This is a genomic window from Haematobacter missouriensis (genome assembly GCF_000740775.1).
In the GTDB taxonomy this organism is placed as follows: domain Bacteria; phylum Pseudomonadota; class Alphaproteobacteria; order Rhodobacterales; family Rhodobacteraceae; genus Haematobacter; species Haematobacter missouriensis.
Genome location: NZ_JFGS01000037.1, coordinates 1 through 21,191 on the forward strand (window position 1 = coordinate 1; position 21,191 = coordinate 21,191).

Here is a 21,191-nt window from a genome sequence, read left to right on the forward strand (position 1 = left end):
ACGGGCTGTGTCGAGACCAGAACCCGCACCCGGTTGGAGGGGAACATCATGACCGCGATCCAATTGCTCGCACGATCTCGGCAATCCGTGCCGCGGCCGTCGCGCCATCCAGCCGGATGGTCATCTGGCCTACGGCAATCTCGATGGCTCCAGTGACTGGTGCTTCGGCGGAAAGGCCTCTGTCCGGCAGCACGATCGGCGCAAAACAAAGGCCGTCATCCTCGTCTGCAGGCAAAACCAACCGGCCATCCCGCGCCCATCCGCGCCATTCCGACAGATGGTTCGCCCGAAGCCCATACCGCGCCGCGACCGCGTTCACCGTAAGCGGCGTCTGAACCCCACGTTGCGTGGCTGACGCGCTGCTGCGAAGTCCTTTTCATCGGCTGATGGGGAGTGCGTTTCGCAATGTGTGCCAAGAATTCGTTTCTCACCTCCCTGGGCGTGGAGATTTATGCCTCTGGTCATCGGCGGTGGCCGGATGAGGTGAAGGCTCGGGTGGTCGCCGATACACTGCAGCCGGGGGCCACGGTAAACGCAGTGGCGGATCACTATGGAGTGCAGCCGAACCAGGTATCGGCGTGGCGGCGGCTGGCCAAGCAGGGCAAGCTGGTGCTGCCAGCCATCTTGGCCGAAGAGCCGGTCTTTGCCTCGCTGGTGGTTTGCGATACACCGCCTGCTGTCCATTCCTACGACGGGCGCGCTGCAGACGAGGGGATCAGGATCATTATCGGGGAGGTGAGGCTTGAGCTGGCCGCGGACACGCCCGCCGTTCGGCTGGCCGAGATTGTCCGTGCTCTTGGAGCCGCGCCGTGCTGATGCCGTCGCAGGGCATGCGGATCCTGGTGGCGACCAAGCCGGTGGACTTCAGGAAGGGGCACGACGGATTGGCAGCCTTGGCGCAGTCGATGCTGGCGGAAGACCCCTTCACCGGCACGATCTTTGTGTTCCGCTCGAAGCGCGCCGACAGGCTGAAGATCCTGTTCTGGGACGGCAGCGGGCTGGTGATGGCTTACAAGCGCCTTGAGGCCGACAGCTTCACCTGGCCGGCCATCCGGGACGGGGCCATGACCTTGAGCCGAACGCAGTTCGAGGCGCTTTTTGCCGGCCTCGACTGGCGGCGGGTCCGACCTCTGGAAACCCCAAAGCCAGCCGTTTCAGAATGACCTGAATGCAATAAAAGCGTTCAACTACAGTCGGATCAGGGTATGATGACTTCATGTCCGCCGCTCCGTCCATCGACCTGTCCGCCATCCCCGAAAGCCAGCGCGCCGCTGTTCTTGCCGTGCTGAGGGAACGGGACGCGCTGCAGGAAACCAACCGGCGGCTGGAGCATCTGATCGCCGAGCTGAACCAGGTCTTGCATGGCAAACGCTCCGAGAAGCTGAACGACGACGAGCGTCAGCTGGCTTTCGAGGATCTGGAAACCGCGTTGGCCGAGGCCGAGACCCGGCAGGATGCGGGGACTGCGCCCCGCACGCCCCCGCGCCGGGCCGCCCGCCGCAATCGCGGGCATCTTCCGGAAAGCCTGCCCCGCGTAGAACGCGTGATCGAGCCGAGCAGTCTGCTCTGTCCGTGTGGCTGTGGTGAGATGCACCGCATCGGCGAAGACCGGACCGAGCGGCTGGATATCGTGCCCGCGCAACTGCGGGTCATCGTGACCGTGCGCCCAAAATATGCGTGCCGCAGGTGTGCAGAGGGCGTGACCCAGGCACCGGCACCCGCACACCTGATCGATGGCGGCCTACCCACTGAGGGCGCCTTGGCGCATGTGCTGGTCAGCAAATACGCGGACCATCTGCCGTTGTATCGTCAGAGCCAAATCCTTGCCCGCGCGGGCATCGAGCTTCACCGCAGCACGCTGGCTGATTGGGTCGGCACCGCCGCCTTCCACCTCGGTCCCGTGGTCGATCGGCTGACAGAGCACCTGAAGACGTCGAGCAAGCTGTTCATGGACGAAACCACGGCACCCGTGCTCGATCCTGGCCGAGGCCGGACGAAGACGGGCTACCTCTGGGCCCTGGCGCGCGATGACCGCTCATGGGGCGGGGGCGATCCGCCCGGTGTGGTCTTCACCTATGCGCCCGACCGCGCGGGCGAAAACGCAGAGCGCATCCTCCATGGCTTTGACGGCACCCTGCAGCTGGATGGCTATACCGGCTACAACCGTCTGACGCGTCCGTCCCGGACAGGCGGCGCACCGATCACCGTCGCTTATTGCTGGGCGCATGTCCGGCGAAAACTGAAGGAGATCTTTGATCGCGACGGCTCCAAGATCGCGGCCGAGGGCCTGTGCCGGATAGCCGAGCTTTACCGGATCGAGGCCGAGATCCGTGGCATGGACCCGGGCCAGCGGCTGTCGGCCCGCCAAGCGCGCAGTGCGCCGCTGATCGCCGCATTCGGGGAATGGCTGCAGCTGCAGTGTCGGCGCATATCGATGAGGTCGCGCCTCGGGGAGAAGCTGGCCTATATCCATCGTCACTGGGGCGGGTTGCAGACCTTCTTGCGCGACGGCCGGGTCGAGATCGACTCCAACAACGTCGAGAACCTGATCCGGCCGATCGCGCTGACGCGAAAGAATGCGCTCTTCGCAGGCCATGACGAGGGTGGCCGATCCTGGGCGCGCATCGCATCCCTGATCGCCACCGCAAAGGTCAACGGCGTCGAACCCTTCGCCTACCTCAAGGCAACCCTGGAAGCGGTGGCAGCCAGCCATCCTCAGGCAAAGATCGACGACCTGCTGCCCTGGAACTTCAACCCGTCAAGCTGAAACCAGGTGAGGCGGCGCCGCCGCTTACGAACATGATCATCTACGGAGTGGCGGCCTTGGCCGCCTGTCATCTTGCGGGCGTCATCCTGGGCGACCTGCTGGGGGTCCTGTTGGGCGTCCAGTCGAATGTGGGGGGCGTGGGCTTCGCCATGCTGCTCCTGATCCTGCTGACCGACTGGCTGCGCCGGACGGGCCGCCTGCCGCAGGCCTTCGAACAGGGGGTGCTGTTCTGGTCGGCCATGTACATCCCCATCGTGGTCGCGATGGCCGCCCAGCAGAACGTGGTCGCCGCGCTGGCGGGCGGCCCCTTGGCGATCATGGTGGGCATCGGCGCCACCGTCGCCTGCTGGGCGCTGGTCCCGGTCGTGGCCCGCATCGGCGGCCAGGACGAACCGCTGCCGCCCCTGACCGCGCAGGAGGCCTGATCCATGGAGATGATCGTCGAGGTTCTGGCCCGCAACGGCCTGGTCTTTGCCTTCCTGTTCGTGGGCGGCGTCATGTGGCTGTCCTATCAGCTGTCCGACCGGCTGACGGCGGGTCGGCTGCACGGATCGGCAGTGGCCATCATCATCGGTCTGATCCTGGCCTGGATCGGCGGCATGATGACCGGGGGCAGCCGCGGGCTGGCGGATGTGCCGCTGTTCACCGGGATCGGGCTGATGGGGGGCGCGATGCTGCGCGACCTGGCCATCGTCTCGACCGCTTACGGCGTCGACATGCGCGAGATCCGCAAGGCCGGCGCGGCGGGGGTCAGCGCGCTGGCCTTGGGGATCGTGGTGTCCTTCGCGGTGGGCGCGGCGATCGCGGCGGCCTTCGGCTATACCGATGCGGTCAGCATGGCGACGATCGGCGGGGGTGCGGCGACCTATATCGTGGGTCCGGTGACCGGCACCGCCTTGGGCGCCAGTTCCGAGGTCATCGCCCTGTCGGTCGCTGCGGGGCTGCTGAAGGCGGTGCTGGTGATGATCGGCACGCCGCTGGTCGCGCCGCTGATCGGGCTGAACAACCCGAAATCGGCCATGGCCTATGGCGGGCTGATGGGCACGACCAGCGGCGTGGCCGGGGGGCTGGCCGCGACCGACAAGCGGCTGGTGCCCTATGGCGCGATGACGGCGACCTTCTTCACCGGGCTGGGCTGTCTGATGGGGCCGTCGGTCCTCTATCTGGCGCTGCTGGCCGTGACGGGCTGACCGTCTCGACCGCCAGCACCACGAGGCCCAGCCCCGCGGCCAAGGCCCACAGATGCCACAGGATGGGCGCGATCTCGGGCAGGGTCGCGCCCATCTGCGTGACCCGCACCAGCCCGTCGATGGCCGCCGTCGACGGGATCAGCTGCGCCAGCGCGTTGAGATGGGCCGGGATCGCCTCGACCGGCCAAGCGAAGCCCGACAGGAAGAAGAACGGCATCCCGAGCGCCAGCAGCACGACCTGCACGACCTCGCCCCGCCGGAACAGCGCCGCGACCAGCTGCGCCAGAAACCCGGCCGCCAGCAGGAAGGGCAGGCCCAGCATCATCAGCGCCCCCGGCCCGCCCAGGATCGGCAGGCCATAGAGCACCGGCAGCACGATCAGATAGACCGGCAGCAGCCCCGCCCAGATGGCCAGCCACGCCCCCGCCCGCCCCATCAGCCGCCAGACCGGATGGCCGGGCAGCGGCCCCCGGCGCGTCGCGGCCAAGGCCAGGCCCATCATCATCGTCTGCTGCAGGATCAGCACGAAGGCCGCGGGCAGCACATAGGTCGCGTAGCCCGCCGCGGGGTTGAACAGCGGCACCTCGATCTGGTTCGCGGGGCTGACCTGGGCGGTGGCCACGGCGCGGGGCGTGCCTTGGGCGATCAGGCGCCCGGCCTCGACCTCGGCGCCCATCTGGCGCAGGGGGACGGCGGCGCCCTGCATCACGCGCTGATACATCAGGAAATAGCTGGCATCGGCATAAAGCGCGACGGGGCTCTGATCGCCGCGCAGCAGGGCGCGTTCGAACCCGTCGGGGATCAGCATGACGCCATAGGCGCGGCGTTCATGGACCAACCGCGTGGCCTCGGCCATGTCGGGGGCGAGATGGGTCAGGGCAACGGCCTCCGACGCGTCCACGCGCCGCGCCAGATCGGCCGAAGCGGTCGATCCGTCCTGATCGACCAGCACCACCGGCACATCGCGCAGAAGCTCGGCCCGATAGGGCAGCGGATAGATCACCGCATAGAGGACCAGCGCCAGCAGCACGATCATCCGCACCTGCTTGTCACCCAGCACGGCGGCCAGTTCCGCGCGAAAGGCGGTGGCAAGCGGGCTCATGGCGTCGCCTCCTGCCGGGCCAGGCGCGACAGCTGCGCCAGGATCAGCGCGGCCAGAACGCCCGCGATCACCGCCAGCCACAGGACCGACATGGAGGATATGTCCAAGGGCGTCGCGCGCAGCGACTGGTCGATGCGCAGCTGCACATACCAGGTGCCGGGAATGGCCGCGCCCCAGGCCTGGGCAAGGGTCGACATCGCCTCGCGCGGGAAACCCAGCCCCATGAAACCAAAGGCCGGCGCGGTGATCAGGGCGATCATGCTGGCCGCCCGGCCCATGTCGCGGGTCAGCACGAAGGCCAGCGCGCCGATCATCTGCGACGCCAGCACGAACAGCACCGCGCCAAGCGCCATCAGCCACAGCGACCCGCGCAGCGGCACCGCCAGCCAGCCGTACAGCGCCACATCCGACAGGCCCAGGATCAGCAGGAAGATGACCGTATAGGGCAGGATCTTGCCCAGCATCGCGGGCAGGATGCCGCCCGCCATCCGCATCAGCACGCGCGGATGCCGACCCGGCCCGAAATCCAGCGACACCGCATAGGCGGTCGCGGCGGCGGCGATGATCTGCAGCACCGTGGGGATCAGCGCGGCCAGCAGGAAATGCACATAGTCGAAGGCCGGGTTGAACAGCGCATGGGCCTGCATCGGGATCGGCTGCAGGGCGACCATGGCCTGCACGGGGGCCTCTCCCTGGCCCTGACGCACCGACAGGCGCAGGCCCGCCAGCGCCGTGTCGATGGCGTTGCGGGCACCGCGGGCGACCAGCGATCCGGCGCTCATGTGCTGGTTGTCGTAGAAGGTCACGATCTCGGGGCGCGCGCCCCGGGTGATGTCGCGTTCCAGGTTCTGGGGCATCAGCACCGCGCCGCGCACCGCGCCCGAGACGATCAGCGCGCGTGCCTCGGACAGGTCGGATGCGCGATGGGTCACGGTCAGCTCAGGCGCCGCATCCAGCATCCGCGTGACGGCCCGCGACAGATCAGAGCGGTCCAGGTCGATCACCGCCACCGCCATGCCCGTGGGAATGCCTGCGCGAAAGATGCCGCCCAGGACCAGCAACATGATCAGCGGCAGCACGATCACCAGCCCCGCCAGCGCCGGGCGGCGCGGCAGCAGGCGGATCTCGCGCGCCATGACGGCCAGCATGGCCCTAGCGGTCCAGCTGGATCAGCGCGGACATGCCGGGGCGCAGACCCTCCAGCGGCTCGACGGGCCGGGCGCGCAGCTCAAAGCTGCGCAGGTCGAAATCGCCCGTCGCGCGGGTGGCGCGCCAGCTGGCGAACTGGCCCTGCACGTTGATCAGGGTGATCTCGGCCTCGGCCTCACGGTCCAGGGCGGGGATGCGGATCGTCAGCCGGTCGCCCATCTCCAGTCCCGCCAGCAGGTCCTCGCGCAGGTTGAAGGTGAACCAGGCCTGGTCCAGATCGACGATGGTGAACAGCGGCGCGCCGGGGCCGACATTCTCGCCCAGCTCGATCATCCGGCCCGAGACCTCGCCGGAGAGGGGCGCAAAGATCTCCAGCTCGTCCAGATCCGCCTGGCGTTGGGCCAGCGCGGCCTCGGCCTGGGCGACCTGGGCCGCCGCGACCTCGCGCTCCTCGGGCGAGGCACCGGCGCGGGCCAGGTCCAGCTGCGCTTGGGCGGCCTCGACCCGGCCTGAGGCGGCGTCGAGGTTGCGCGTCGACTGGTCCAGCGCCGCCTGCGGGCGCAGGCCCTGCTGCGACAGGCCCGTGTCGCGGCCCAGCTGCTCCTCGGCCAGGCGCAGATCGGCCTGGGCCGCGGCCAGCTCGGCCTCGCGGGCGCGGATCACCTCGGGGCGGGTGGCGCCGGCCGCGGCCTCCGAGGCGCGGGCGACCTCCAGCCCTGATGCTGCGGCGGCATGGGCGGTGACCAGCTGCGGGTTCGACAGTTCGGCCAGCAGCTGGCCGCCCTCGACCCGCTGGCCCAGATCGGCCTCGATCCGCGTGACCCGGCCCGAGGTGCGGGCCGAGACATCGACCCGCGGGGCCGCGACCTCGCCCTGGATCAGCAGGGGGCCGGGGCGCGTCGCCCACCAGACGGCACCGATGACCAGCCCGGCCAGAACGGCCAGGACCAGCAGCGGCAGAAGGGATCGGCGGGGCGCTTGGGCAGGTTTCATCGGTTCGGTCCCTGACATTCGACTGAGGGCCAGACTACGCCCGGCCCGCGCCGGGGACAATTCGGAAGCATGCTTGCGAAAAGCAATTTTCATGGGCATTGTTGGGCATTGTTGCAGAACTCGGCGTCGGAGCAGGGCTCTCCCTTACCCATTAAGCTCAGGCCAGGCGCTCGATTTCGGCGGTGCCGGGTGCGTTGAAGCGGTTCATGAGCGCGACGCGGATGTAGATCTCGGCCGCTTGTCTGTCGGGGTCTTGCGAGGCGATGCGCTCACCGAAGGATTTGAGGCAGCGCATCCTTGCCTCGATCCGACTTCGGACGTGATAGCCGGACCAGACCTTCCAGTTCGCCCGACCGAAACGTTTGGTCGCCCTGAGGATGTCGTTGCAAGCGCGAGCGGCAGGGCAGTCCTCTTTCCAGAGGCGACCATTCTTCCGGATCGGGATGATGGCCGTGCCGCCACGGTCCACGATTGCGGTGTGGCATCGCCGGGTGTCGAAGGCACCGTCGCCGGTCACGGTGCCGACCAGCCCCTCCGGCGGAATCTGCTTCAGAAGGTCAGATAGCTCAGGACCGTCGCCTTCGCGGCTGGAAGTGAACTCCACCGCCCGAATGTCGCCGGTGTCTGTATCCATTGCCAGGTGGACCTTGCGATACTGGCGCTTGCGGTGGGTGCCATGCTTGTGCGCCAGCCATTCTCCATCGCCGAGAAACTTGATCCCGGTGCTGTCCACCAGCAGGTTCAGAGGACCTGGTGCGCGCCGGCAGGATATCTGGACAGTGAGGGTTTTTTGTCTGCGGCTCATGGTGGAGAAGTCCGGCACGGGCCAGTCGAGCTCGACCATCTCCAGGATGCTGGCCACCGTTCCGGTTGTCTGCCGAAGCGGCAGCCCGAAGAGCACCTTCACCATCAGGCAGAACTGGATGGCCGCATCCGAGAACACCGGCGGGCGACCACGACGACCCGCCTTGTTCGCCAGCCACACCATGTCCTTGTCCATCCAGATCAGTGGCGATCCACGCCGCCTCAAAGCCTCGTTGTAGGACTTCCAGTTCGTCATACGGTAGCGGGCAGCCTCAGGTTTGCTCATGCCGAGACGCTTACCGTGGCCCCCGGCTGCAGTGTATCGGCGACCACCCGAGCCTTCACCTCATCCGGCCACCGCCGATGACCAGAGGCATAAATCTCCACGCCCAGGGAGGTGAGAAACGAATTCTTGGCACACATTGCGAAACGCACTCCCCATCAGCCGATGAAAAGGACTTCGCAGCAGCGCGTCAGCCACGCAACGTGGGGTTCAGACGCCGCTTACCGTTCACCGTCGCCCCCGGCTTCAGGCTCTCGGCCACGATCCGCGCCTTGATCTCATCCGGCCAGCGCCGCTGCCCGTTCGGTCGGATGTCCACCCCATAGTCCCTGAGAAACTCCACCGTAGTCGCCATCGCGAAACTCCCGCCCAATCTCCATCAGGCGCGAAATCTCAGGTCACGTGAAAATGCGGAAGGTGGGGCACAGGCGCCGCTTACGCACATGCGGTTGTGCCGACGTGTAAGGCTACCACAAGTTGCGCCCATCGGCTATTCCAGCGATTTTTCGATGAAGCCGAGCGTATTGGCGTTCTCGACCAGCGTTCGCACCTTGGAGCGCTCGAGTCCTTCAGGCACTTCTGCCTCGATCTCGAGCCTGAGTTTCACCTGACTGCCCGGAAGCGTGGTGAGCTGTTCGACGATCGCCTCTACAATCTGGTGGATGTCCCGGGCCGGACGATCCGGCGAGATCATCACGGTGCCGGAAAACCGCGTCGGCTTCTTTTCCTGGGGCGGTGCTGTAGGCGCGCCGTCCGTGGGTGGCTCATCAGCAGCCGGCGTGCCATCGCCGGTTCCAGAGGTGGTATCGCTCGACCCAGGCTGAACCGGCATCGGACGATGTGCATCGGCCACCGTAGGCGTCACGATGACGCTGTCGCTGTCTATCACAACCACAGCGTTGACCGCTCGTTCGATAGCTAACCCCAAATAAGTGCCCGACTTATCGTCCCACCGTTCTGCATAGGCGAACGGCCCCGGCAGCATGCCGCTCACGGCAGCCTGCACAGCCTTGACCAGTACGTCCTGCCCTTTGAGGCGCGGGAGATAGATGTATCGATTGAGGTATTCGCGCAGATCCTTGAGTGACAAATGCGGCTTGTCGTTCCAAATGTATTTCTGGAGATCACGGTCGAGGCGTGACGGCCCCAACTCTGTGAGCAAGCCTTCTTCGGCCGTCAGTTTCTTGCTGGCACGTGCCAGCAGACCGTCCTGTGCCGGAATCTTGCCGGATACCCACTCCCAATCAGCTTGAGCGCTCTCTTGCGCGGGATAGTGCAGATAGCACCACGCCTCCTTCAGGCGCGTTTTCATTGTCTCATTCGATTCAGAAAGCTTCGCCTTGGCCAACGCGCTGTCACTCTGGGTCAGGTTCAGGCGCTCCGTATCACGGACGATCTCGCCCCATGCCAAGCAGGCGCGCACAGCGTCTTTCAGGTGATCGAGCTGCCGGGCTTCCGCAGCTATGAACACCAGCGTGTTGCGATAGACGCGCGGCGTGCTGCCACGCTGGGTGAGTATGTCTTTCGCTTCAAGCAGCGCTTCCGAGCCATCGCGACCATTGTGCGGGTACTTCACCCCCAGAATCACGGCGCGCACGCCGCCGGCCTCATCCGGGACCTCGGCTGACGAGGCCGGCGCAACCTGAACAGCATCGAAATGCCCCCTATCGGAGAGGCCATTCACATATTTTCCGAGTTCGGCGTCGATCGTCACGTCGACAAGTGCTGCCTCGATTTGCGCAGCCTTGTCCGCTGCGATCCGATTGAGGCTGGCCGACATCGAATACCAATAGCGGCCAAGATCGGCATGCATGAACTTGGCTTGGTTGGTGAGCCGCCGCAGCGCGTCACCAAAAATCGCCGGTCGTTCGCCGGGCTGGACGACACCGAGATTGATCTGCTTGTCATCAAGGCCAGTATTCTGCTGCTGCGCCGTGGGTGCTGTCCCCATGAAAATCGTGCGGGCAACACGGCGGGTCGCCGAATAGCGGTTCAGGTTAGGCGCCGATTGATCGACCTTGTACGGCGTGGACGTGGTGCCATCGACGTCACCAGCAATGATGGCCTGCCAGCTCACATCAAGATAGTGAAGCAATTCCGGTTCAACGCGGGGCGAACTCACCGCCACGCTGCCGGGCATAATCATCACCGACGGATCGCCGCTCATCCAAAGTTCGTGAATCGCTTGAGCCATCAGGCGCAGCACACCGCGTGTGCGCTGGAATTTTTCTAGTGATCCCCAGCTTGTGTAGAGTTGGTCGAACAGCTCAGGATGGATCGGATAAGCCTTCTCCAGCTTGCGCCGGTAATCCTCATCGGCGCAACCTTGCGGGAAATCGTTGGCGTTTTCCCGATACATCTTGGCAAATTGCTTCAGCGTATTGTCACGGTGATGGAACTTGTCCCCGGGAATATCCTTGAACAGCCGTCGCCGGACGATTTCATAGCTTTCTTCTTGGCTTGCCGGACGCCACGAGGATTCCACACGGCTGAAAGTCTGCTTGAGCCGCGCCAATGCCTCTTGGCCACCTTCGCCGCCAACCTCTATCTGTGAGGCCGGCAAGGACGCGACCAACAATGTGCCGGGGCTGGCCTTGACCGCCTCGGTCAGAGACTGAACGAAGGACAGGTTTGCGTCGAACGACCCAGATGGCAGCCCCTCGACCTTGTAGATCTGACGCAGATAGGCAACCCATTCGTCGATCAGGATCAGGCACGGCGCATGTTTCTTGAACAGCGCTTCAAGCAGGTTTGAGCCCGGCGCAATACCGCTGGCATCATTCTCAGCAACCATGTCGAAGGCTTCAGCGCCGCCCAACTGCCAGGCAAGCTCACCCCAGGTCGTACGGATCTTCCGGTCGCCTTCGGCGACGAGCACGTCTTGCGGCCCCCGTGACGTCCCAACCAGCACCGCACGGCGAATATCCTTCGGGACGGTCAGTGCGTTTTTCTCAAGCAACTGATCGAGGCCTGACAGATCCTGCACCGGTGTCTGGCCTGCCATGTGATAGAGGGCCAGCATCGAGTGGGTTTTGCCGCCGCCGAAGTTGGTTTGCAGTTCGACGACAGGATCGCCGCCGCTGCCGGACAAGCGCTTTGCCGCCCCGATCAGCAGCGTGCTCAAGCCCTCTGTAAGGTAGGTGCGGCTGAAGAACTGGCGTGGATCACGATACTCAGACGGCGCGCTGCCTGAATGGACCTTGGCGAGGTCGGCAGCGAACTCGGCCTGCTGGAATTCGCCAGTGGCGACATCTTGATGCGGCTCGACCACCTCGCGCCACGGAAGCAAACCCGCTACGGTCTCGACCGAAATCTCGAGGCGCTGTGTTTTACGGCGTTCCTCATTGCGCTGAAGCTCGGAAAATTTCGTCCGGAGGATGGTATCGCGCATCTTGCCGAGCTGCTCGGCAACTTCACCCGCACTGATAGCCTCCATCAAACGACGCATGGAATCAAGCGCGCGCTCAGCGTCGTCGTAAGTAAAACTCTCATTATGCGAGAGCTTGTTCCGCACATCGAGGAGTTCCGAAACATAGGAGCGTTCTGGGTGACCCAGGACGTTCGCGAAGGAGTCCTTCCAGAACGCCATCATGGTCTTGAGCAGACCTTGCTGATCCCAGCCGACTTCTCCGGTCGAGTTCGGACGAAGCCCCTGAACGCGCTCGATGACTTCCAATTGCCAATGACCTTTGAGCGAGGTCTCCAGCCGCTTTTCCACGAACGGGATCAGCGCTGACGGCAGCAATTCCATGCCTTCAAAAACATACTGGCGGGTGCTTTTTGCCATGTCCCGTTTTCCCTCAAATATCCATGCGGGTCTGACGATCCCCGCTCGTGTCATGGATGGCCGCCGCCGCCTTCGTCAGCTCGGCCCAATCAGCGATCAGTGCGTTGTAGGCCGTGGCTTCCTTCGCATCCTTCCGCTTGTTGGCGCTGATGTCGTAGAGGCAGTAGGCAAGATCCTTCACGGCCTCAGCCTGGGCACTGATCTTCTTCAAAAGAACAGCGGTCTCGTGCGAGATGCCGTCCTTCTCGTGCAGACTGACAAGGTGCTGAAGGCACTCCCACACCGTCAGGTGCCCATCGTCTTCAGGCTCCCACTCCGTGTCGAGTTCATCGCGGGTCAAAATGCGAACCTTTCCGGCAGCACTTTCAATGATACCGGCGTGCTTCACGCTCTCGACAGAAATCCCACGCGCACGCGCGAGATTGTCGGCGACACCGTAGTCACCCTTGCCATTGCCGTTCTGATGGAACCATGTGATGGCAAATCGGGTGTCAGCGTCGAACTCGCCCTCGATCCCGCCTAGATATTCGTCCAGCTCCCGGTTGATCAGTTGTAGCGCGGTCTTGACGCTCATCGGGCTGTCGTCGGATTCAAGTACCGCCTTGTAGCGAGAGAACACACCCATGCCCGGCCCAATTGCCGATTGCGGCATGTCGGCAGGGGCAATATTAGCGGCCTGAAGCTCGGCAATGGCCGGGGGCAGTTCGCGTTTCAGAGCACGGATGAACTCGGCCCGGGTGATGACCTCGGCCGAGGCTTGCTTCTTGCGGCAGACGAGCACGACCGAGTTGGCGAGGGCATTGGACGCAGTAGCTCTCATGCGATTCGCCATTTCGGTGCGCATCGGCCAGGTGCCAACCACCGAATAGCCAGCGTCCAAAATTGCTTGCAAGAAAGTTGCCCAACCAGTCGAACTGATGCCCTCCTGATCAATTTCGCTTTGCTTAAATGCGTAATAGATGGACGCGGGAAACTGATCGCTCGAGCCTTCAGCCATCCGGCTAATTGCCGCCGTCATTCCAGATAAAAAGAACTTCTCAGCTTTTTCGGCGCTAGTATGCCGCACCCGATCAGCCACCAGTTCTTCCATTTTTGGAACTGCCATCGTTCCAAAAAGCGCAGGATAGATTTCGCGCAGCATGCGACGCATCCAGCTGTAAAAGAAATCTGAAAGATCTGCGTACGGGATGTTGTCGTAGTAGGGAGGATCTGAGGAGATCGCCATGTCGCTTGTGTACACAACACTTTGTGCGTCTAGGTTCTCAACAGAGCCCACTGATCCGCCAGCCCACCTTTCAACCGCCTTGGCAACAGTCGTTGCACTAACGAGAAAGTCACCCGCAGTACCCGAGAACGGATTGGCTTCGAAGTAATCCCAAGTCATTGGAATCGCCTGCCTGCCGAACATGTTTTTTAGCTGAATTTTGTCAGCAGCCCAACGACAGTGGGCATTACAGCTATCCGCAAGACGGCTGATCGCGAGTGCAAGATAAGTTACTACCGCGGCGGCATAATTATCACTGCCGTCGATCTCGGCTTTCACCTCGTCGAGTAGGTCTGCAAACGTATTGAGAGCGACCAATTGTCGGTCAGTAAACAGTTGACCAAAAGTCTCATAACCATATCCCAGCACGCCAATGTATTGAGAATGGTTTGCCAAGCGCGTTTCTGGCCTCCAATTTGGCGAAACCGAATTAGCAATTTCTATGTGTTCGAGATTCGCTTCTGAGAAGGTTCTTCCAGATTTTGACTGAGCGACGACGGCTAAAAGTATGCGGCTCATCTGCCCTTCACGAGCACACTGCTTGACATAGGTTGGTGTGATTGCCGAATCCGAAATCAGGCAACGGAAGTTCGCGCCTCGTGCTTCCTTCGTGCCATTCTTAGCTTGCTCTAATTGAGCTTTATTTCCGCCAAATCGAATATGAAATTTTATCGATTTATCTGAGCGATCAACTACCGGCTCAAGAAATGCCGTCTTGTTCGATTTTGTACTGAGCAAAAAGCTTGACGCAATCGGCACTTGAACATCTGAAAAGGCGGGGTCCGGGCTCGGAACGGATCGCGACCAGATCCACCCAATAACCTCTGCTTTGTCGCCCCCACACTCCTTCGGCAGGTCCACCTGCGGATAAAGGTGCCCGATACGCTCCCACGCCTTTTCGCGCATCCATTCGCCATAGTATCTTACATCCTCGGCCAGCCCTTCGGCGTTGCGATAGAATTGCCGCGCCTTAATGCCGGGATGGATGGGGGGCATATCCTTGAACTTGGGCGGGATCTCGATCATCGCCTTACCGATCATCACCGCCACCGGGTTCAGGTCCGACCCATAGGCGGGCAGGCCTAGCCGCTGTGCCTCAAGCGGAATCGAGCCTCCGCCCGAAAACGGATCGTAGACCGGCGGCAACTTGCCGCCACAGCTCTTTCGGATCTCGACCCGAGCCCGCTCCAGCACCTCCTCGTTGGTCGAGCTCTCCCACTTCACAAGATCCTCGATGATCGCGAACAAACGGTTGCGCTCAGCCTCCTGCGCCTCCGGTGTTGGGAACTGGTCGGGCAGGCTGGAGGGGTCATCGACAAGCTGCGCAAACAGCACCGCACGACACGCCGCCAGCGGTCGCCGCGCCCACCACAGATGCAGCGTCGACGGATGCCCGTGCCGGATCGACTTTTCGCGCGCCGAAGCCGCATTGATCACTTCAAGCGGGATCGCGACTTCGATGAGCTTTTTCTTATATGTAGTAGTCATTAAGCGGACTCTTCCGTTACTATTGCTGGTGCGGAGTTCCGCAAGCGTGGGGTATGGGGAATATCGTGGATTTTGTTCATGCAACGATCCCCATTTCGCAGAGCTTCAGCATCTTTTCTCGAACTTGCTGCGCTCGCTGCTCCAAGAATTGCCTGTAGTCGCCGGCTACCATTTCGTCATACGGGATGAGGTGGCTTCCGAGGCGATGACGAACCTCCGCCTCACCGAGCGGTGTGCCATCCAACCGCTCAGCCAGATAGCGGTCCGGCTTCTTGTCCGATATGTTCCGGTTGGTCTGCCAGGTCACGAGTGCGCAGTTGAGCGAACGATAGATCTCCGCATCGGAAAAATCTTGCCGGTTCAGGTGCGCGTCCGGGAAAAGATGATGATATTCTCGCTTGGGCAGGTTGGCGCGGCTAACCGTGCTGCCGTCTGCAAGGTCAAGGCCGCCCTGGTGCAAGGCCAACGCCAGAATGGCGCGCCCCAGACGGTCCTTGTTGGTCGGCCACCGTGCCGCAATCAGCTCGTCCGTTTGCGGCAGTGGATATTGTTCATTGTCGAAAATGGCAGGCTGGGGCGCATCCGCCTGGGTGATCAGCGCCCGCAGTTCCAGATAATCAGCAAGCGCCCGCGAGTTCGTGGATTTCTCATACCTGTTGGAAAAGAATGCGCGCCACAGATACTTTCGGAGAATGGTGCGTGCGCGCCCCTCGCTATCGAGCCCTTGCGGTGCGCCAGCCCATAGTGCCGTCAGTACCGGAAGCACCACGTCGGTTGGCAATCGCTTGGCGTCAAATACTCGCTCTTCCTCCAGAAATGTGACGGTGCGCTGGACGCCGCTGACTAGCTCATCCCAATGCGCTAGCAGAGCTTCGCCAAAACCCTTCGCGAGATAGGTGGCATTTGTCGGCGGCTTATCCTGAAGCAGCGCGCTGGCATAGAGAACGAGGTCTTCCGGCTCGTAGTAGGAGACAATGCCTGGGCACGCTTCACGGCATGCGCCCACCAGCTCATGCAGCGATTGCCCAAGTGCCGCTTCTACCTGTGCGACGACGATGTCATAGGTCGAAAGTGGGGCAGCCGATGTGTTCATCTTAATGAACACGTCAAGCGCGGTTTCCTTGCTGGTCGTGACTGGAAGTGAGAGATAGGGCATGTTGAAAGTCGCAAAGGTTTCACGGACCTTTGCCCGGATCTCGCCAACCTCCTCGCGCTCGTCGGCGTCCGGAATCGCTTCCTTGGCCCACAGCTTGTAACGGTCATTGGCAGCGTCTCCCGGTGCACACAAATCGAGCGGGATCATGCGACGGCTCCAAAGCTGCGCTGGGTCATTTGCCCAGAATGGCCGCCGCTCCTTGTCTCCGGTCTTCTTCCATCGGCCTATGGAATCGACATAGTAGGGCATGCCTGATTCCTCATCCTCCGAGAGATAGAGGAAATAGGTCCGATCCTCGTAATTGTTGTGTAGCCCGCGCCACAGCGCTGTCAGGCGTTGCTGACCATCCAACAGATGCTCCGTAATCCTTTCCCCATCGATAGGGGCACCAACTATTGGCCGGGAAATGAAAGGTTCCTCATTCCCGATTTCCAATATCAGGACAGCTCCGAGCGGAAGCCGACGCAAAATGGTGTTGAACATCTGCGTGACGTTGGCATGCCCCCATGCTTCGAAACGCTGAAACCGGGGAAGAACAGTCTGCCGTGTCCGCACCCGGGAGAACCAATCTGGCAGAAGCCTGTTTTGCGCATTTATTGTCATTCTTTCCCCCTCATACTGGTGCCGTCGCGCGTTCAAGGAGCCGCGGTAAATGAAACTGGATCGCTGTTTCCAAGAATGATGGTTCCCTCTCCACAAGCGGCCCGCGCAGGTAGCGGGGTTCATGGACGAAACCGGAGGCGACTTGGACGATAGCAAGAATGAACTTTTCCGGCTCGTGCAGGGACGTAATGATCTCCTGACGCGTAACCATCACACTGTCCGCGCCGTCAATGCGCCCCTTGACCTCAATGAAGCGCAGATGCCCCGACCTCGGATCGTGGGAAGCAATATCGTAGCCGATCTTCTGGGCTGAAACGTCGACCGGCTCATTACCCAACGCCCGCTCGGCTGCCATGACGGCCTCCATCGCCGCGAGTTCGATGGCGCGACGTGCAGCAGGGTGTTCCGCGAAATGACTTGGCACGCTTGATGCCCTGCGTGCTTCCAGCAGGCCACGCGGAATAACCACCATGCCACCCCGGACACGCGGCGGCTGTGATGAGATAAAACGCTCCCGCTCAAGTTGGTCCATACGGCGCTTCTGCCGATCTGCGAGCTCCTCGGCCCGGCGCTGCGCATTCTGCCAGTTCACCCGCGTTTTCTTGCCGGCGCGTTCTTCCTCCTTCAGCTCGAAGGCGCGCGAGTCCCAGTAATTGATCTCCTTCTTGAGGCGTGCGCGTACCTCCTGCTCAACCTTTTCGATCTCGGGCAGACGTCGCGCCTTGACCTCGGCAACATGGCCCTGGGCCAGTTCGACTGTCGCAAACCGGATCGCGGCTTTCTCCAGATCAGTGGTCAGCCAAGTCTCGTCCAGAAGATCACGCACGCAGGCAACCTCTTCCGGCGTTGCTGGGCGCAGATTCAAATGCGGCGCGATGCCGGCGTTGACAGTGCTTCCCGCCTTGTCGATCGCGGCGAACTGGAGCCGCTGTGAAATCACATGCGGTTTGCCGACACTGGTGACGCGGCCGTCCTGAACGGTATGCTCCAGTAGGAAAATCGCCGACAGCGCATCGCCAGCATCGGTGTCGTCCACCAGGATCGCACCCTGCCGCATGATTTGCTCATACTGTTCGCGGATAAGGCTGATCACGGCTTCGAGCAGAGGATGGCCGGGACAAACGAAAGCGGCGACCGGCTGCTGGTTGATCTTGTCCTTCTCGAAGCAGATGCGCTCATACTGCGTCTGAAGCGGCGCGCAGGTTCCGATCTGGCGATCCCGTTCGCGGATCCGCACCGGGACATGCGTAACCTCCCAACGCCCTTCTTCCCGGCGTTTGATCTTGCCACCCAGATGCTGGAACGCTTCGACGAAGAAGCTCTGGATATGGTGGGGCTGTAGGCGCAGCGCCTCAGCGCGTTCCATTTCCAGCCGCAATTCCTCGACCCTCGCTTCCGGCATGGTGTCGTTGGTCAGGGCACGGCGGCGCAGCAGTTCGAGCAAGTGCGCCTGATCGACCGCACCATCGACCTGCTGGAAAAGACGCGCTTTCACGTCCTCCTGCTCGCCATATTGGATCGCTTCGAATAACAGATCCTTGAGCGCCACGCCGTCGAACAATTCGCCGAGCACGTCATAGACACGGCCGCCCAGCGCCTCGCGCGCAGCTTCCAGTTTCTCCAACAGCCGCGCGTAAACCTCGCCTTCGCGCGTATCGGCCGCGACGAGATTCCAGAGGTGGCAGACCTCCATCTGGCCGATGCGGTGGATGCGGCCGAACCGCTGTTCGATCTTGTTCGGATTCCACGGCAGGTCGTAGTTGACCATGAGATGGCCGCGCTGGAGGTTCACGCCTTCGCCTGCCGCGTCGTTGGCGATCAGGACCAGCATGTCCTTGTCCTGCATAAAGCGCTCGACGACCTTTCGTCGCTCTTCGCGCGACACGCCGCCGTGGATCACCTCGACGGCCTCGGGATTGCCGAGCCGCGCCCGCACCTTGTCGAGCAGGTAGTGCAGCGTGTCCTTGGGCTCGGTGAAGATGATCAGCTTGCGGCGATTGCCGGCCGCGTCGATCATCAAATCATCGTCGAGGATCCGGTTGAGCTGGCTCCATTTCGTGTCCACGCCCGAGCGCAGCACGCCGAGCGCCATCGTCTCCAGTCCCTTCAGGGTCTCGACCTCCAGGGCGAGCTGCTCGACCGTCTCGGCCGTCGTCGCGCCCGTCGAGATCAGATCCTCAAGCTCATCAATCTCCTCCTGGCCATATTCTTCGATGTTGCCCAGAATGTCGGCATTGACCGTCGGCTCTCCTGCACCAGTCCGGCGGCCCTTGGCGGCAAGGCGGGCTTCGCCCAGCTCATTTTCCAGCCGTTCGCGGCGGCGTTTGAGGGACTGGTAGATAGCGGCTGGTGATGAGGCGAGACGCCGCTGAAGAATCTGCAAGGCGAAGCCGACATTATTACGCTTCTTCCCGTCCCCCTCTGCGAAGCGCTGGACGCGGTTCATTTCGGTACGAACATATTCGGTGACGGCGGTGTAGAGCTCAGCCTCCTTTTCGGAGAGCTGATATTTTACCGTGCGCGCCCGCCGCTCAGGGAATAGCGGCCGACCATCGAACTTGAGCAGTTCCTCCTTGGTCAGCCTTCGCATCATGTCTTCGGTATCGGCATAGTGGACACCATCACGGAATCGGCCCTCGAACCGATCACCGTCGAGCAGCGCCATGAAGAGCTGGAAATCTTCCTCCTTACCGTTGTGTGGCGTCGCCGACATCAACAGCAGGTGCCGACAGACCTGTCCGAGTTTCTGGCCGACCTGATAGCGCCGCGTATATTTGACTTCGCCGCCGAAATAGGTGGCAGACATGCGGTGAGCTTCGTCGCAGATAATCAGGTCCCATTCGCGCGCGCTCATGAGCTTCTCTTGAAGCTCCTCGTTACGCGCAAGCACATCGAGGCGGACGATCAGCCGATCCCGGTCGCTGAATGGATTTCCCGACCGCGAGTTCTCGATCATGTCGCGGGAAAGAATGTCAAATTCGAGATTGAACTTCTGTCCGAGTTCGTCTTGCCACTGCTCGACCAGACTGCCCGGCGCAACAACCAGGCAGCGTTCAAGATCACTGCGGGCAATCAGTTCCTTCATCAGCAAACCGGCCATGATGGTCTTGCCCGCGCCGGGATCATCAGCAAGGAGGAAGCGAAGCGGTTGGCGCGGCAGCATCTCACCATAGACAGCCGAAATCTGGTGCGGCAGCGGGTCGACAAGGCTCGTGTGGATAGCCAGATACGGGTCGAAAAAATGAGCCAACTTGATGCGATTGGCCTCCGTCACCAAGCGCAGCAACGCGCCATCTGCATCGAACGACCAAGCCCGTCCGCTTTGTTCAACTTCAAGGCGATGCTCGTCGTCTCGGTACAAAATGGCCTCTGCCACCGCACCGTTGTGATCACGAAAAACGACACTGATCGCCTGGTCCCCGATCCAGTCGACGGAAACAACATGCACAGCTTGCGCCGAAGCCACGCCTCGAACAGACGCGCCGTTCTTAATCTCCTCAAGCTTCGCTGCCATCATTCATCTCCCCGGGCACTCATAGCTGAAGCTCCGCTCGTTCAAGCGCGTCTTCAGTTTCCTTGCGATTTATTGTCACGATATGCTGAGTGTACGGACTTTGCTTTGAAGCATCACCAAGTAAGCCAAGGCGCTTCAATACATAGAAGAGCATCGCATAACGAACCGTGAGCACGTCGTTGCCGTGATCTAATCCGTAATCTTTGGCGACAACCTGCTTCTGACTAGCCGTCAGAGCAGGATGCGGGCCGATAATCACGTCAAAATAATTGTTCCAGAGCCAGTCCCGCTCTCCGAGTTCTCCCGGTTCACTCTTGGCGCCAGCATCCAGAACGCGTGGCAGCAGGAAATCTTTGAACTTATGCTCTAGATGACAATAGGCTCGGGCGTGCCAGCGAAAACCATCATAGCCGAATGCGTGGGGCGTGATGCGGCGCCAGATTGGGTCTGGCCGAGCCTTGTTCATGGACTGATAGAAAATGTCGATAGAGACGCCTTCGCGGGTGGCGTCGAGAATTTTACGCAGGACAGCTATGTCTATGTCCCGTCGAGGTGTCATCGCGACATCAGCGCCAGGAAAAACCGAAATCCACGAATCGCTTGCTGGCACAGAACCTTCGGCAATCGAGCGAAGCTGCGAAAGGTAGATGTAAGGGTCAGGCTCAAGGAAACGCAGGACAAAGCGTTCCGCGGAGACATAGCGCTTGGCGCGCGTGTCATATTCCATGTTTCCCGGCGCGCGCTCCTGATACAGCGCCAAATCCTTGGACGCCTGCGGCACCGACACACCAAACGTCTCAACGAGAGCAGCGCGATTTATGGAGCCCTCCCAAAACAGTCGGAACTCGATGAATTCGAGTCGGCGCTCCACCCCCCACTTCAGCACCGTCGCGGCTTCCGCCATCGTGTTCGCCTCGCACCAGTCAGAATCAAAACTATATGGACAACCCAAAATAGTCCGTGTATTTAATATTCCCATTACGGTCGGTCGTCAATGGACGATCAGATTCGGGGCGGGAGGCAAAGCATGCGGCGGCAATGGTGGGAGCGCCAGAGCGCAGGCATGTCGCCCGGCCCGAGGCAGAGTCCGG

16 protein-coding genes are annotated in these 21,191 nt (G+C 62.0%); 5 read left to right on the plus strand and 11 right to left on the minus strand.

The window, feature by feature from the left end; genetic code table 11:
- Positions 1 to 46 precede the first annotated feature (46 nt).
- Complete coding sequence (locus tag CG51_RS16175; RefSeq protein WP_051930755.1) at positions 47 to 319, minus strand: hypothetical protein; 273 nt, start codon at positions 317 to 319, stop codon at positions 47 to 49.
- A gap of 86 nt (positions 320 to 405) precedes the next feature.
- On the opposite strand from CG51_RS16175, the gene tnpA reads away from it, so the two are divergent.
- The 5 genes from tnpA to madM are packed head-to-tail and all read left to right on the plus strand — an operon-like array spanning position 406 to position 3,957.
- The gene (gene tnpA / locus CG51_RS16180) at positions 406 to 816 is read left to right on the plus strand and encodes an IS66-like element accessory protein TnpA (RefSeq protein ID WP_035714911.1); all 411 of its coding nucleotides are present in this window, start codon (positions 406 to 408) and stop codon (positions 814 to 816) included.
- Positions 816 to 1,163 carry an IS66 family insertion sequence element accessory protein TnpB gene (gene tnpB / locus CG51_RS16185; protein WP_084695240.1) on the plus strand — a complete coding sequence of 116 codons (348 nt, stop codon included), beginning with the start codon at positions 816 to 818 and terminating at the stop codon, positions 1,161 to 1,163. Before tnpA ends, tnpB begins: the two co-directional genes overlap by 1 nt.
- 53 nt (positions 1,164 to 1,216) lie before the next feature.
- Positions 1,217 to 2,767: an IS66 family transposase gene (gene tnpC / locus CG51_RS16190; RefSeq protein ID WP_035746749.1), complete on the plus strand. Its 1,551-nt coding sequence runs from the start codon at positions 1,217 to 1,219 to the stop codon at positions 2,765 to 2,767.
- 32 nt (positions 2,768 to 2,799) lie between these two features.
- Complete coding sequence (madL, locus tag CG51_RS16195; RefSeq protein ID WP_035746752.1) at positions 2,800 to 3,192, plus strand: malonate transporter subunit MadL; 393 nt, start codon at positions 2,800 to 2,802, stop codon at positions 3,190 to 3,192.
- 3 nt (positions 3,193 to 3,195) lie between these two features.
- A complete protein-coding gene (madM, locus tag CG51_RS16200; protein ID WP_035746754.1) occupies positions 3,196 to 3,957 on the plus strand; it encodes a malonate transporter subunit MadM in 762 nt (253 codons plus the stop codon).
- Here madM and CG51_RS16205 read toward each other — a convergent pair.
- The 10 genes from CG51_RS16205 to CG51_RS16245 all read right to left on the minus strand — a co-directional run bounded on the left by CG51_RS16205 (position 3,890) and on the right by CG51_RS16245 (position 21,004).
- Positions 3,890 to 5,059, minus strand: a complete 1,170-nt coding sequence (locus CG51_RS16205) for an ABC transporter permease (protein ID WP_035746755.1) — start codon at positions 5,057 to 5,059, stop codon at positions 3,890 to 3,892. The two genes, madM and CG51_RS16205, sit on opposite strands and share 68 nt — an antisense overlap.
- Entirely contained in the window at positions 5,056 to 6,207 is a 1,152-nt protein-coding gene (locus tag CG51_RS16210) for an ABC transporter permease (RefSeq protein ID WP_035746756.1), read from the minus strand. Before CG51_RS16210 ends, CG51_RS16205 begins: the two co-directional genes overlap by 4 nt.
- A 4-nt stretch (positions 6,208 to 6,211) precedes the next feature.
- On the minus strand, positions 6,212 to 7,201 hold the full coding sequence (locus CG51_RS16215) for an HlyD family secretion protein (protein ID WP_051930757.1): 990 nt from the start codon (positions 7,199 to 7,201) through the stop codon (positions 6,212 to 6,214).
- 157 nt (positions 7,202 to 7,358) lie between these two features.
- Positions 7,359 to 8,291, minus strand: coding sequence for an IS5 family transposase (locus CG51_RS16220; protein ID WP_035746758.1), 933 nt, complete (start codon positions 8,289 to 8,291; stop codon positions 7,359 to 7,361).
- 187 nt (positions 8,292 to 8,478) lie between these two features.
- Positions 8,479 to 8,643, minus strand: coding sequence for a transposase (locus CG51_RS19700; RefSeq protein WP_084695237.1), 165 nt, complete (start codon positions 8,641 to 8,643; stop codon positions 8,479 to 8,481).
- Between the two features lie 135 nt (positions 8,644 to 8,778).
- A complete protein-coding gene (locus CG51_RS16225) occupies positions 8,779 to 12,075 on the minus strand; it encodes a DUF499 family protein (RefSeq protein WP_035746761.1) in 3,297 nt (1,098 codons plus the stop codon).
- A 13-nt stretch (positions 12,076 to 12,088) separates the two neighbouring features.
- The gene (locus CG51_RS16230; RefSeq protein WP_035746765.1) at positions 12,089 to 14,827 is read right to left on the minus strand and encodes a DUF1156 domain-containing protein; all 2,739 of its coding nucleotides are present in this window, start codon (positions 14,825 to 14,827) and stop codon (positions 12,089 to 12,091) included.
- Between the two features lie 76 nt (positions 14,828 to 14,903).
- A complete protein-coding gene (locus CG51_RS16235) occupies positions 14,904 to 16,586 on the minus strand; it encodes a DUF262 domain-containing protein (RefSeq protein WP_084695238.1) in 1,683 nt (560 codons plus the stop codon).
- 10 nt (positions 16,587 to 16,596) lie between these two features.
- The gene (locus CG51_RS16240; protein ID WP_035746766.1) at positions 16,597 to 20,100 is read right to left on the minus strand and encodes a protein NO VEIN domain-containing protein; all 3,504 of its coding nucleotides are present in this window, start codon (positions 20,098 to 20,100) and stop codon (positions 16,597 to 16,599) included.
- Between the two features lie 19 nt (positions 20,101 to 20,119).
- The gene (locus CG51_RS16245; RefSeq protein WP_035746768.1) at positions 20,120 to 21,004 is read right to left on the minus strand and encodes a BrxR family helix-turn-helix transcriptional regulator; all 885 of its coding nucleotides are present in this window, start codon (positions 21,002 to 21,004) and stop codon (positions 20,120 to 20,122) included.
- Between the last annotated feature and the right edge of the window lie 187 nt (positions 21,005 to 21,191).

Excerpts from the sequence above, each read along its gene's own strand:
- tnpA (WP_035714911.1), top strand. The coding sequence starts at position 406 with ATGTGTGCCAAGAATTCGTTTCTCACCTCCCTGGGCGTGGAGATTTAT.
- tnpB (WP_084695240.1), top strand. The coding sequence starts at position 816 with ATGCCGTCGCAGGGCATGCGGATCCTGGTGGCGACCAAGCCGGTGGAC.
- tnpC (WP_035746749.1), top strand. The coding sequence starts at position 1,217 with ATGTCCGCCGCTCCGTCCATCGACCTGTCCGCCATCCCCGAAAGCCAG.
- madL (WP_035746752.1), top strand. The coding sequence starts at position 2,800 with ATGATCATCTACGGAGTGGCGGCCTTGGCCGCCTGTCATCTTGCGGGC.
- madM (WP_035746754.1), top strand. The coding sequence starts at position 3,196 with ATGGAGATGATCGTCGAGGTTCTGGCCCGCAACGGCCTGGTCTTTGCC.
- CG51_RS16205 (WP_035746755.1), bottom strand. The coding sequence starts at position 5,059 with ATGAGCCCGCTTGCCACCGCCTTTCGCGCGGAACTGGCCGCCGTGCTG.
- CG51_RS16210 (WP_035746756.1), bottom strand. The coding sequence starts at position 6,207 with ATGCTGGCCGTCATGGCGCGCGAGATCCGCCTGCTGCCGCGCCGCCCG.
- CG51_RS16215 (WP_051930757.1), bottom strand. The coding sequence starts at position 7,201 with ATGAAACCTGCCCAAGCGCCCCGCCGATCCCTTCTGCCGCTGCTGGTC.
- CG51_RS16220 (WP_035746758.1), bottom strand. The coding sequence starts at position 8,291 with ATGAGCAAACCTGAGGCTGCCCGCTACCGTATGACGAACTGGAAGTCC.
- CG51_RS19700 (WP_084695237.1), bottom strand. The coding sequence starts at position 8,643 with ATGGCGACTACGGTGGAGTTTCTCAGGGACTATGGGGTGGACATCCGA.
- CG51_RS16225 (WP_035746761.1), bottom strand. The coding sequence starts at position 12,075 with ATGGCAAAAAGCACCCGCCAGTATGTTTTTGAAGGCATGGAATTGCTG.
- CG51_RS16230 (WP_035746765.1), bottom strand. The coding sequence starts at position 14,827 with ATGACTACTACATATAAGAAAAAGCTCATCGAAGTCGCGATCCCGCTT.
- CG51_RS16235 (WP_084695238.1), bottom strand. The coding sequence starts at position 16,586 with ATGACAATAAATGCGCAAAACAGGCTTCTGCCAGATTGGTTCTCCCGG.
- CG51_RS16240 (WP_035746766.1), bottom strand. The coding sequence starts at position 20,100 with ATGGCAGCGAAGCTTGAGGAGATTAAGAACGGCGCGTCTGTTCGAGGC.
- CG51_RS16245 (WP_035746768.1), bottom strand. The coding sequence starts at position 21,004 with ATGGCGGAAGCCGCGACGGTGCTGAAGTGGGGGGTGGAGCGCCGACTC.